At 73.8% G+C, this 11,861-nt stretch carries 12 protein-coding genes; 9 read left to right on the top strand and 3 right to left on the bottom strand.

What is annotated here, in order from left to right; translation table 11 throughout:
* Window positions 1–21 precede the first annotated feature (21 nt).
* Window positions 22–381 (bottom strand): helix-turn-helix domain-containing protein, encoded by a 360-nt coding sequence (locus tag RM425_RS21790; protein ID WP_449495077.1) that lies wholly within the window; start codon window positions 379–381, stop codon window positions 22–24.
* A 342-nt stretch (window positions 382–723) separates the two neighbouring features.
* On the opposite strand from RM425_RS21790, the gene RM425_RS04850 reads away from it, so the two are divergent.
* The gene (locus RM425_RS04850) at window positions 724–1,317 is read left to right on the top strand and encodes a dihydrofolate reductase family protein (RefSeq protein WP_311344050.1); all 594 of its coding nucleotides are present in this window, start codon (window positions 724–726) and stop codon (window positions 1,315–1,317) included.
* A gap of 139 nt (window positions 1,318–1,456) precedes the next feature.
* The gene (locus tag RM425_RS04855; protein WP_311344051.1) at window positions 1,457–3,136 is read left to right on the top strand and encodes a class I adenylate-forming enzyme family protein; all 1,680 of its coding nucleotides are present in this window, start codon (window positions 1,457–1,459) and stop codon (window positions 3,134–3,136) included.
* A 174-nt stretch (window positions 3,137–3,310) separates the two neighbouring features.
* Here RM425_RS04855 and RM425_RS04860 read toward each other — a convergent pair whose 3' ends face one another.
* A complete protein-coding gene (locus tag RM425_RS04860) occupies window positions 3,311–5,155 on the bottom strand; it encodes a SpoIIE family protein phosphatase (RefSeq protein ID WP_311344052.1) in 1,845 nt (614 codons plus the stop codon).
* 109 nt (window positions 5,156–5,264) lie between these two features.
* Here RM425_RS04860 and RM425_RS04865 point away from each other — a divergent pair, with 109 nt between their 5' ends.
* The 6 genes from RM425_RS04865 to RM425_RS04890 all read left to right on the top strand — a co-directional run bounded on the left by RM425_RS04865 (window position 5,265) and on the right by RM425_RS04890 (window position 9,963).
* A complete protein-coding gene (locus RM425_RS04865) occupies window positions 5,265–6,818 on the top strand; it encodes a PP2C family protein-serine/threonine phosphatase (protein WP_311344053.1) in 1,554 nt (517 codons plus the stop codon).
* A complete protein-coding gene (locus RM425_RS04870) occupies window positions 6,809–7,132 on the top strand; it encodes an STAS domain-containing protein (RefSeq protein WP_311344054.1) in 324 nt (107 codons plus the stop codon). Before RM425_RS04865 ends, RM425_RS04870 begins: the two co-directional genes overlap by 10 nt.
* 1 nt (window position 7,133) lies before the next feature.
* Window positions 7,134–7,559 (top strand): ATP-binding protein, encoded by a 426-nt coding sequence (locus tag RM425_RS04875; protein ID WP_311344055.1) that lies wholly within the window; start codon window positions 7,134–7,136, stop codon window positions 7,557–7,559.
* A 41-nt stretch (window positions 7,560–7,600) separates the two neighbouring features.
* Entirely contained in the window at window positions 7,601–8,806 is a 1,206-nt protein-coding gene (locus RM425_RS04880; RefSeq protein WP_311344056.1) for a 3-deoxy-7-phosphoheptulonate synthase, read from the top strand.
* A gap of 170 nt (window positions 8,807–8,976) precedes the next feature.
* Window positions 8,977–9,144, top strand: coding sequence for a PspC domain-containing protein (locus RM425_RS04885; RefSeq protein WP_311344057.1), 168 nt, complete (start codon window positions 8,977–8,979; stop codon window positions 9,142–9,144).
* Window positions 9,145–9,195: 51 nt separating this feature from the next.
* Window positions 9,196–9,963, top strand: coding sequence for an alpha/beta hydrolase (locus tag RM425_RS04890; RefSeq protein WP_311344058.1), 768 nt, complete (start codon window positions 9,196–9,198; stop codon window positions 9,961–9,963).
* Window positions 9,964–9,965: 2 nt separating this feature from the next.
* Here the strand turns inward: RM425_RS04890 and RM425_RS04895 are convergent, their stop codons facing one another.
* Window positions 9,966–10,562: a TetR/AcrR family transcriptional regulator gene (locus RM425_RS04895; protein WP_311344059.1), complete on the bottom strand. Its 597-nt coding sequence runs from the start codon at window positions 10,560–10,562 to the stop codon at window positions 9,966–9,968.
* Between the two features lie 21 nt (window positions 10,563–10,583).
* Here RM425_RS04895 and RM425_RS04900 point away from each other — a divergent pair, with 21 nt between their 5' ends.
* Window positions 10,584–11,822 (top strand): MFS transporter, encoded by a 1,239-nt coding sequence (locus RM425_RS04900; protein ID WP_311344060.1) that lies wholly within the window; start codon window positions 10,584–10,586, stop codon window positions 11,820–11,822.
* Window positions 11,823–11,861 lie beyond the last annotated feature (39 nt).

The following is an 11,861-nucleotide window of genomic DNA, read 5'->3' on the forward strand; positions in this document are numbered from 1 at the left end:
CCTCGCTGCGACGCCGGGTGCTCAGGCGACGTCGGTGCGGGCGCCGGCCAGGTACTCGCGCACAGCCGGCTCGGGGACGCGGAAGGAACGGCCGACGCGGACGGCGGACAGCTCCCCGCCGTGCACCAGGCGGTAGACCGTCATCTTCGAGACGCGCATGATCGCCGCCACCTCGGTCACGGTCAGGAACGAGACCGCCGTGCGCTGGGCCGGCCGCTGCACGGGCTGCGCGGCCTCGGGACGGACCCCCATCGGGCGGGCGCCCATGGTGGGCTGGAGGGGCATGCGGGCGCCGGGCACGGCGGAACGGTGGACGGGGCGCTGGCCGTAGCCGGCGGGGCGGGCGAGAGCGGGAGCGGCGGAGCGCTGGGGAAGGGTCACGGTCGTTCTCCTCGGTGTGGTCCGCTCGTCGCGGGGGCTGCTCATCACCGGCGACTATGTGCGCCTGTGCTGCTACCGACAGTAAGCGGGCGATGCGGGCGGCCGCGAGGTGCACACCGGACGAGACGGACCGGTCCGGTTCGTCAGATGTTGACCGTGCGCCTGGCGTGAGCGATGGGACGGCCCGTCCGGAACACCTGCCCCGACGTCCCGCGGCCGGCCGGAGTGCGCAACGGCCGGGAGCGGCGGTGACGCGGCTGCGGCATGCCGGCGCCGAACAGTTCCGTCACGCCGGTGAGTCTGCATCGTCGGAGGGGCGCGACGCGAGCAGAGGAGTCAGCGATGGGGCGGATCGTCGTCAGCGAGAACGTCTCGATCGACGGGGTCGTGCAGGACCCGACAGGTGAGGAGGGCTTCGACCGCGGGGGCTGGTTCGGGCGGATCACCGACCAGGCCCGGCGGGCCTGGGCCGAGATGGAGCTCCAGGAGGCGCGTGACGCGGCAGCGCTGCTGCTGGGCGGGGGCAGCTACACCTGGTTCGCCTCGCGGTGGCCCGGGCGGACGGGGGAGTGGGCGGACCGGCTGAACGGCCTGCCCAAGTACGTGGTGTCCTCGACCATCACGGCGCCCTCGTGGGCGGGCACCACGGTGTTGAGCGGCGACGTGCCGGAGGCGGTCTCCGCGCTCAAGCGGTCGGTCGACGGCGACACCGTCGTCCACGCCAGCCGGCAGCTGGTGCACACGCTGCTGGACCACGGGCTCGTCGACGAGCTCCGGCTGATGGTCTACCCCGCCGTGCTGGGAGACGGGGACCGCTTGTTCGGCCGCACCGGCCACCGCACGCCGATGCGACTCCAGTCCGTCGCGACGGTCGGCGGCAGCCTCGTGCACCTCGTCTACCGCACGGAGCAGGACTGCGGGTCCTCCGGGAGCTGAGCCGGCCACGTCCCGGCCGGGACCCGGGCACGCGACCTCCGGACGACTGTTGCCCGAAATGCTTCGAGCATGAAAGTGTCGATGTTGCCGAGGTCACTGCTCGGCGTCCTGTCGCACAACCGCCTAGGAGGCGTCACCCGTGTCGTTGAGTCACCAGGAGGCAGTGGCCCAGCTCACCAGCCCCGGGCAGATGTTCGAGCTGGAGCCCTGGATCCGCCCCGACGGCGGGACCTACCAGGTTTTCAAGAACGCCCCGCCGAGCATGCGCGAGATCTTCGGCCTGGCTCGCGCTCATGGCGACGCCCCGTACCTGGTCTACGGCGACGAGCGGCGCACCTTCGCCGAGACCTTCGCCGAGGCCGACGCCTTCGCCGCCACGCTGGTCGAGCGCTACGGCGTGAAGAAGGGCGACCGGGTGGCGATCGCGATGCGCAACTACCCGGAGTGGGTCGAGGCGTTCATCGCAGTCCTCTCCATCGGCGCGATCAGCGTCTCCATGAACGCCTGGTGGACCGAGGACGAGCTCGACTTCGCCCTCGAGGACTCCGGTGCGTCGGTGCTCGTCGCCGACGAGTCCCGGGCCCGGATCGCCGGCGCCTCCGCCGCGCGGCTCGGCTGCCGGGTGATCGTCGTCCGCGCTGACGGGCCGGTCGACGGCGCCGACAGGTGGGAGGACGTCTTCATGACGGGCGCCCCGCTGCCCGACGTGGCGGTCGGCCCCGACGACGACGCCACCATCCTCTACACCTCCGGCACCACAGGCCGCCCCAAGGGCGCCGTCTCGAACCACCGCGCGCTGGTCAGCGCGGTCATGGGGTTCCTGGCCCGCGGCATGGTGCAGGCCCTGGTGAACCCGCCGGAGGACCCCGACGCCCCGCCTGGCGGCGCGATCCTCGCCGTCCCGCTGTTCCACGTCACCGGCTGCGTCGCGGTGATGCTGGGCTCGCTGGTCGCCGGGCGGAAGCTCGCGATCATGTACAAGTGGGACCCGGAGGCCGCGCTCCAGCTGATCGAGCGCGAGCGGCTCGTCGCCTTCGTCGGCGTGCCCACGCAGAGCATCGACATGCTGCAGCACCCGCGGTTCGCCGAGTACGACACCTCGAGCCTGGTCTCGGTGGGTGGTGGTGGCGCCCCCACGCCACCCGCGCTGATCGCCAGCATCGACAACGCCTTCAAGGCCGCCAGCCCGGGCTTCTCCTACGGGATGACCGAGACCAACGCGCTCGGCCCGAGCCTCGCCGGCCAGGACGCGCTGGACAAGCCGATGGCCGCCGGCCGGGTCCCGCTGCCCATGGAGGTGGAGATCCGCGACCCCGCCACGTTCGAGGTGCTCCCGGTCGGGGAGCGCGGCGAGATCTGGTTCAAGGCCGCCAACCTCATCCGTGGGTACTGGAACCGCCCGGACGCGACCGCCGAGACGATCGTCGACGGCTGGCTGCGCACCGGCGACATCGGACACCTGGACGACGAGGGCCTGGTCTACGTCGACGACCGGCTCAAGGACATGGTGCTCCGCGGTGGGGAGAACGTGTACTGCGCCGAGGTCGAGGCGGCCATCTACGAGCACCCGGCCGTGATGGAGGCCGCCGTGCTGGGCGTCCCGCACGAGCGGCTGGGGGAGGAGGTCGCCACCGTGATCGTGCTCAACGCCGGCGCCTCCCTCACCAAGGACGAGCTCGTCGGCTTCCTGGGCGAACGGCTGGCGTCCTTCAAGCTGCCGACGGTGATCGACATCCGGACGTCGCCGCTGCCGCGCAACCCGGCCGGCAAGTTCCTCAAGCGCGAGCTGCGCGGCGAGCTGGAGCCGCAGCAGGGGTGACACCTCGCTGACGGTCCGACCTCGCTCGTCCTGTTCCCGGCGGCACCCGGTGCCGCCGGGAACGGCTCGTTCCGGGAGCGGAACCCGGCCCACGACGCGGACAGCGAGGCGCGGCCATGGCCGAGGCGCCCGGCGTCCGCCGGGAGCCCGGCGGCCGAGCAGAGCCGGCTGGGGTCAGTCCCGGACCCGGAGGGCGATGACTGCGACGTCGTCGTCCGCGCCGGCCGGGGGCAGCAGTGCCAGCAGTTGGTCGCACAGCGCCTCCACGCCGGCGCGGGACGACCGCGCGACCACCTCGACGAGGCGCGCCAGGCCCTCGTCGAGGTCCCGGGTGCCCAGCTCGTCCGAGGTCTGCTCGATGAGGCCGTCGGTGTAGAGGACCAGCGTCGCGCCCGGCGGGAGGCTCGTCCGGTGGTCGGGGCGGGGCCGGCCGGCGAGCACTCCGAGCGGCAACCCGATCGGTCGCGACAGGACGTCGACCCGACCGTCGGGGTGTACCAGCAGCGGTGGGGGATGGCCGGCCGATGACCACTGGACGCAGTGGTTCCCCCGGGTGTCCGGCCGGGCCGCGACCTGGGTGACGAGGGCGGTCGCGAAGACGTGGTGGCCGAGGGTGGCGACCGCGGCGTCCACCGCTGCCAGCACCGCTGCGGCGCTGACCGAACCGGCGTGCCCGGCCATCCGCACCATCGTGCGGAGCTCGCCCATCGTGGCGGCCGCGTCGATGTCGTGCCCGGCCACGTCGCCGATCACCACGCTGGTGGCACCGGTCGCGTCGACGAAGGCGTCGTACCAATCGCCGCCGACAAGTTGCGCGTCACCGGCCGGCAGGTAGCGGGAGGCGATCTCCAGGCGGTCCGACCGCGGCAGCGCCGGCGGCAGCAGCGCCCGTTGCATGGTCTCCGAGACGGTGCGCTCCCGGGCGTAGGCCAGGGCGTTCTCGACGACCAGCGCCGCGCGGTCCGCCACGGCGGTGACCAGCTCCTGGTCGGTGTCGCCGTAGACGGGGGACCCGATCAGACGGGCCACGGTCAGGACGGCGACGACCTCCTGACGGCTCGTCAGGGGCACCACCATGGCGCTCTGGACCGACAACCGCTCCGCGGCCGCCCGCTGGGCGGGGGTGAGCCGGTCGGGCGACGGCAGGACGATGCGCTCGGCCTTGCCGGTAGCGGCGACGTGGCCGGGGCCGCTGGCCTCCCCGGCGCGGCGGCCGGCGGTGCTGATCCAGTCCCAGAGCGTCGCGAGTCCGTCCGCGTCGCGATGGCGGGCTGCGACGGGACGCAGGCTGCCGTCCCGCTCGACGGTGCAGACGTAGGCGAAGTCGCCCAGGGCGGGCACGGCCAGGGTGGCGATCGCCTCCCAGACGTCGGCGAGCTCCGACCCGGTGGCGAGCAGACCGCCGATGCGTGCCAGCAACGACGCGCGGTCCGCCTCGGCGCGGGCTGCGGCCCGGGAGTCCTCCGCCGCAGTGGTGGCGGCGCGCAGTGTCACCTCCCGCGAGGCGATCGCGGCGAGGTCCTCCAGGAGCGCGACGTCGGACTCGGTCCACTCGTGCACGTCGGTGTCGACCACGCAGAAGCTGCCCAGCACCTGACCGTCCGGCGTGTACACGGGGAAGCCGGCCCACGCCCGCACGCCCATGCCCTCGATGGACGGGTTGCCCCGCGTGCGGTCATCCGCGGTGACGTCGGCCAGGACCAGCGGCTCGCCGCCCAGCACGTACTGGCAGAACGACTCGTCGACCGTGTTCTGCACGGGGCCGTCGGCAGGCAGCCCCTGGCGGCTGAGCCAGTAGGAGCGCTGGTCGTCGACCACCGTGATGAAGGCCAGGGGGGCGCCGGTGAGCCGCCGGGCGAGCGCCGTCAGGCGGTCGAAGGAGGACCCGGCCACGGCGTCGAGCAGCTCCGTGGCCCGCACCGCCGTCAGCCGCCCGGCGTCCGCGACAGCGGCGGAGCCGCTGTGCGGCGGCGGCGACGCCGGCGGAACGGCTGCCGATCGCCGGGGTTGCCCATCCATGTTGCGTCACATGATGACAGGCCACCGTTCGGTCGCGCCAGCCTCCACGGGTCCCGGGCGCCGGCGTGGCTGCCCGTGCCCAGCTCCTGTGACGCTAGGGTGACCGGGCATGCTGAGGACCGCGCCGCGCACACTCAGTGTCGCCGTCGCGCTGGTGCTGCTGGCGATCACGGTGGGCCTGGCCCTGCTCACCTGGCAGGTCAACGCCAACAGCGAGCAGAGCCTGCTGCGTCGTCAGCTCGCGCAGATCGGCACCCTGCTCGAGAGCGAGGCGACGATCCTGCAGGTGCAACTGGCCGACATGGGACTCGTCGCCGTCGCCACCGACGCAGACCCGGAGGCATTCGCCCGGATCGCCGACATGCAGGTGGATGCGACGGGTCAGTCCCTGTCGCTGTGGCGGGTGACCGACGGTGCAGCCGACCGACTGGCCTCGCAGGGCACCCCGCCGGTGCTGCCGGAGGACGGGGCGGATTCTCTCGCCGGCCTGCAGCCGACCGGTGAGCTGGTGATCCTCGGAATCCTGTCCGGAGAGCCGGACCGGCTGGCCTACGCGCTGATGCCGGCCGACGACAGCACGAATCTGCTCGTCTACGCCGAGGCGCCGCTGCCCCCGGACCGCCGCCTGACCGTGCCGGAGGACTCTCCGCTGTCCGGTCTCGATCTCGCGCTGTACCTCGGCGACACCGTGGACCCCGAGCAGCTCCTCCAGGCGACCGAGAACGCTCCGGGCGACGACGACAGCGAAGCGACGACGGTGCCCTTCGGCAACACGTCGCTCACGATCGTCGGTGCGGCCCAGGTCCCGCTGAGCGGCGCACTGTCGGCCGCGCTGCCGTGGATCGTGCTCGGCGTGGGCGTGGTCCTCGCGCTGGCCGGGGGAACCACGGTCGAGTACGTCTCGCGGCGCCGGGTCGTCGCCGAGCGGCTGGCCGCCGAGAACGAGCGGCTCTACCGCCAGCAGCGCGGCATCGCCGGCACGCTGCAGCACGCGCTGCTGCCGGTCGTCCCGGAGATGAGCGGTCTCGACGTCGCCGCCCGCTACGTCGCCGGCGTGGACGAGCTGGAGGTGGGCGGCGACTGGTACGACGTCATCGCCCGCGGGCCTGGCTGCTGCGTCTTCGTGGTCGGCGACATCTCCGGTCGTGGGCTGCCGGCAGCCACCACGATGGCCGCGCTGCGTTTCGCCGTCCGGGCCTACGTCGCCGAGGGACACGACATCGAGGTGGTGATGGAGCGGCTGCGCGATCTGCTCGACATCGAGGCCGATCACCAGTTCGCGACCGTTCTCCTGGGTGAGCTGGACGCGACCGCCGGCCGGCTCCGTCTGGTCTCCGCCGGGCACTTCGCTCCGGTGCTCGTCGCCGGCGGCACCGCGACGTTGCTGGAGTGCCCGGTCGCGCCGCCGGTCGGTGTGTCGGCTCCGCGGCCGGTGCCGGCCACGGTGGTGCCGGTGGGCGGGGCGGCGACGCTGCTCGCCTTCACCGACGGCGCGGTCGAGCGCCGCCAGGAGACCATCGACACCGGCCTGGAGCGGCTTCGCGCTGCTGCGGCTGCTACCGGTTCGCGGCCGCTCGAGGCCATGCTCGACGATCTCCTGGCCGAGCTGTCGAGCGAAGGCAACAAGGACGACACGGTGTTACTGGGGTTGCGATGGAGCTGACCGACGAAGTGCGGGCACGGATGGACGTCTCCGACGACCCCGACGGCGGGTTGGTGGTGACGCTGGCGGGCGAGCTCGACCTCGCGAGCCTGCCGGCCGTCGCCTCGCCCCTGGACGAACTGCTCAGCCGGCGGCAGCAGCCGGTGGTGTTGGACCTCGCCGAACTGAGCTTCCTCGATTCCTCCGGCGTCGCGGTGCTCGTGCGGATCGCCAACCACTTCGACCGGGTGCGGACCCGCTCGGCCACCCAGCCGGTACGCCGGGTCATCGAGGTCCTGGGCCTGGCCGCCCGCTTCGGTCTGGAGGAGCACTGACATGTCCGCCCAGACGTTCTCCGCGAGCCCGGACTCCATACCGGCGGCACGTCGCTACGTCGGCGAGGTACTGGACCGGGTGCCGGTCGACAGCTGTCAGACCGCGGCGCTGCTCGTCTCGGAGCTGGTCACCAATGTCGTCCGCCACACCGGAGGGCACGACTTCGTGGTCCAGGTGGAGATGTTCCCGGGCGAGGGGCGGCTGTGGGTCGGGGTCACGGACACCGACACGCGACTCCCGGTGCTGCGCACGCCGTCGGTCACCGCCGAACACGGACGTGGCATCCAGTTGGTCAGCACGCTGGCCGACCGGTGGGGCGCCCGCCGGCGCCGTTCCACCACCGAGAAGACCGTCTGGTTCGAGCTGAACTACGCGCCGGCTGCGTCGCCCTCACCCGATCCGACAGGTGCGCAGGCCAGGACGTGACCAGCCATGACGACGGAGGCGCTTCCATTCCGGCTGACCCGATGCTGGAGCAGGCGACGCAGGTGGCCGACCTGCTGCTCGACGTCCAGACCCGCGTCAACGCGCGGATCGACGCAGCCCTGATCGAGTTGCTCCCGGAGGTCCAGGGGCGGCTGGGCGTCGGGGAGGGGCCACCGGTCGACCTCGTCGACCTGGTCAACGCGCGCATCACCGGGCTGAGCGTCGTGGTCACCCCCGCTGCCGTCGCCTCCGTCGTGCCGCTGTCCGAGGCCTCGGTCGGCACCACCCGGACCGCGCGCCGGGCGGTCACCGAGGTCCTCGACGGCACCGACGACCGGCTGACCGTGATCGCCGGCCCGTGCTCCATCCACGACCCGGCGGCGGCGCTGGAGTACGCCGGCTTCCTCGCGCGCATGCGGGAGCGGCACGGGAACGACCTCGAGATCCTGATGCGCACGTACACCGAGAAGCCGCGCACCGAGGTGGACTGGAAGGGCTTCGCCTACGACCCGTTCCTCGACGGCTCCAGCAGGATCAGCGTCGGCCTGGTCGCGACCCGGATGCTCATGTGCCGGATCACCGAGCTGGGTGTGCCGGTCGCGGCAGAACCGCTGAACGCCCTCACGCCCCAGTACGTCAACGGGCTGGTCACCTACAACGGCGTCGGCGCCCGCAACGTCACCGACCAGACGGCCCGGGAACGGGTGTCCGGGTTCTCCTCCGTCGTCGGCTTCAAGAACTCGCCCGAGGGGAGCATCGACGCCGCCGTCCAGGCGATCGTGGCCGCCCGCGCACCGCACGAGTTCCTCGGCGTCGATGCGCACGGTGTGAGCGCCCAGCTGTCGACGACGGGCAACGAGACCGGGCACGTCATCCTGCGCGGGGCCAAGGCCGGCCCCAACTACTCCAGAGCTCACATCGCCGAGACGAAGGCGAAGCTGGCCGCCCGGGGTCTACCGGAGGTGGTCGTGGTCGACGCCTCCCACGGCAACAGCCAGAAGGACCACCGGCGCCAGATCGAGGTCGTGCGCGACCTCGCCGGACAGGTCGCCGGCGGCGAGCGGGCGATCCGCGGCGTGATGGTGGAGAGCAACCTGGTCGAGGGGCGGCAGGACCTCGACCAGCGCCACCCCGACCGGCTGACCTACGGCTGCAGCGTCACCGACGCGTGCGTCGACCTCGGCACGACCGAGGTGATCCTCGCCGAGCTGGCCGAGGCGGTCCGGGTACGCCGCACGACCGCGTAGCTCGCCCCGCCACAGGGCGTCGCCGAGGTGGTCGTGCTCCCCACGAGGGCGAGCAGGCCACGACGCGGCGGCCGACCGCCGAGAAGCAGCCGTGCGCGCGTGATCACCGGATTCGCGGGTGTGGGCATCGGCAGCCCGGGGGTAGGGGTCCACGCATGGCATCGACACTGATGAGACCCCGGTCCGGCAAGGTCATCGCGGGGGTGTGCGCGGCGCTGGCCGACCGGTTCGGCCTCTCTCGCGGCCTGGTGCGCGTCGGCTTCGTGCTGTTCGGGCTCTTCGGCCTCGGAGAGCTCGCCTACATCGTCCTGTGGATCATGATCCCGAAGGCCCGGTGAGCGGCGGCAGGCAGGGTCGGTTGCGCTCGGCGGTGCGGGTACAGGACGGCCGTGCTGACGCGCCGGGCTCTGCTCGCGGCCGGCGCCGGTCTGCTCGCTGCCTGTGGCACCCGCTCCGACGCACGGCGGAGCGGGGGAGCGGCGGGTGACGCAGGAGTGCTGACCGCGCGCCCGGGAGCCCCGCCGTCGGCGCCGGGTGCGCCTGCCGGTCCCGGTACCCGTCCGCTCGGGCTGGAGCCCGTGCGGGATGCGCTCCTGCACGTGCCCGAGACGCTGGTTCCGGGGAGGGCGGCGCCGCTGGTGCTGAGCCTGCACGGAGCCGGCGGTGAAGCGGAGGGGGGACTGGCACTGCTGCGCCCGCTGGCCGAGGAGCACGCCCTGGTGGTGGTGGCCCCGGCGTCGCGGGGGAGCACCTGGGACGCCGTCGCCGGCGACTACGGGGTCGACGTCGAGCTCGTCGACCGCGCACTGACGGCCGCGTTCGCCGCCGTCGCGGTGGACCCCCGCCGGGTCGCGGTGGCCGGGTTCTCCGACGGCGCCTCCTACGCGCTCGGCCTGGGCCTGGCCAACGGGGCCCTGTTCGGTGACGTCCTCGCCTTCTCGCCGGGTTTCGTGCCGCCCGGGGCGCCGCGGAGCGGCAGGCCGCGGGTCTTCGTCTCCCACGGGACCGCCGACGACGTCCTGCCGATCGAGCGGACCAGTCGCAGGATCGTGCCGGCCCTGCGCGGCGACGGCTACGACGTGACCTACCGCGAGTTCGCCGGGCCGCACACGGTGCCGCCCGGGATCGCGCGGGAGGCGGTGGGCCGGCTGGTCTGAGCTCAGCCGGAGCGGGCGGCGCGCACGTGCAGCGCGGCCAGCCGGCGCGCCCGCACCAGAGGGTCGTCGGCCGGCAGCCCGGGTGTCGTGGCGGCCCGGGCGAAGCGGTTGAGCGCGCCGTCGTAGAGGAGCAGCAGCGTGGCGGCGACGTCGTCGGGATCGTCCACGCCGGCCTCCGCGGCGAGATCGCGCAGCCGGTCGGTCAGGAGCTGCGAGTCGGCATCCAGCCAGCGCTGCCCGGCGTGGCCCGCCGGCAGCTCGGTGGCCGCCGCGAGGAAGCCGCAGCCGCGGCGGCTCCCCGCACGCTCCCGGTAGCGGGCCACCGCGTCGAACACCGACAGCAGGCGGTCGACCGGATCGCGCCGCTCCGAGAGGACGTCGTCCCAGGCCCGCCGCCACTCCTCGTGGCGCTGCTGCAGGTAGGCGGCCACCAGGCCGTCCTTGCCCGCGAAGTGGGCGTACATGGTGGCGGGGGAGACCGCGGCCCGGGTGAGGACGGCGTCCACGCCGGTCACGGCGATGCCGGACTCGTAGAAGAGCTCGCCCGCGGCGGCGAGCAGCCGCTCGCGGGCCGGTCGGGATGCCGCCACCGAGGTCACCGGCCTACTGTAACGGTCGTTATGGTGAAACGATCGTTACGGCAGTCGTCCGGCACCCGCCTGGTCGTCGCCGGGCTGACCGTCATCGCGGTGACCTACGGCCTGGCGCGCTACGGCTACGGCCTCTACCTCCCCGAGTTCCGGGCGGCCTTCGGGCTGTCCGCCGGCACCGCGGGCGTCGTCGCGGCGGGCAGCTACGGGGGTTACTGCGCAGCCTCCGTCCTCGCGGGTCGTCTGGTGATCAGGGGACGTGCACGCGCCACGCTGTGGCTCGCCGGCGGGAGCGCGGCTCTGGGCTGCCTGCTGGTCGCGGCCGCCTGGAGCGGCGCGGTCCTCGCCCTCGGCGCCCTGATCGCCGGCAGCGGAGCAGGCGCCGCCACCCCCGCGCTGGTCGCCGCCGTGGCCTCGACCGTCCCCCCGGCAGGCGAGCCACGGGCGCAGGGAGTCGTCAACAGCGGTACCGGCGCCGGCGTCGTCGCGGGCGGGCTGCTGGTGCTCGCCGCTCCCGACGCGTGGCGCTGGTCGTGGGTCGGGTTCGCCGCGGTGGCCGTGGGAGTGACCTGGTGGGCGGACCGGAGTGCGCGGTGGGGGTCGACGCCGGGCGCGCCGGGAACGCCCACGCCGACCGGACCCGGGGATCCAGGATCGTTCCGGCGATGGGGGCGGCCGCTGCTGGCGGCCGTGCTGGCCGGCGCCGGGTGTGCCGGGGTGTGGACGTTCGGGCGCGACCTGGTGGCCGGCGAGGGCGGCCTCCCGGACCGGGTCACCGGCCTGCTGTGGTGCGTCCTCGGCGCCGCCGGCCTGCTCGGCGGCGCCAGCGGCGTGCTGGTCGCCCGCGTGGGGCTGCGCCGCGCCTGGATCTCCACGGTGGTCGTCGCCGGCGGAGCGACGGCGCTGCTCGCCGCGCGGCCCGGCGACGCGGTGCACGCGGGCGTGGCGTTGGCCTGCTTCGGCGGGGCCTTCGTCGCACTGACCGGCGTGCTCCTCGCCTGGGCAGCAGAACGCGACGCGACCGCAGCGCCCGGCGGGGCCGTCGTCCTCTTCGTCGGGCTGACCGTCGGCCAGGCCGCCGGGGCCGGGCTGCTGGGTGCGGTGGCCGGCATGGTGAGCCCGCCGGTGGCCTTCCACGTCGCCGCCGGGCTGCTCGTGCTCTCCGCCGGAGCGGCTGAGCCGCGCGAGCGAACGGGGACCCGGACTGCCGAGCGGGTACGCGCTGCAGCGGCAGGGGAGCGGCCCGGCGTGCCTGTGCGCATGGTCTAGGGTGCGAGGCGAATTCTAGAACCGCGATCTAGGAGGCGC

The sequence above is a fragment of the Blastococcus goldschmidtiae genome, assembly GCF_031845325.1.
GTDB classification, from domain to species: Bacteria; Actinomycetota; Actinomycetes; order Mycobacteriales; family Geodermatophilaceae; genus Blastococcus; species Blastococcus goldschmidtiae.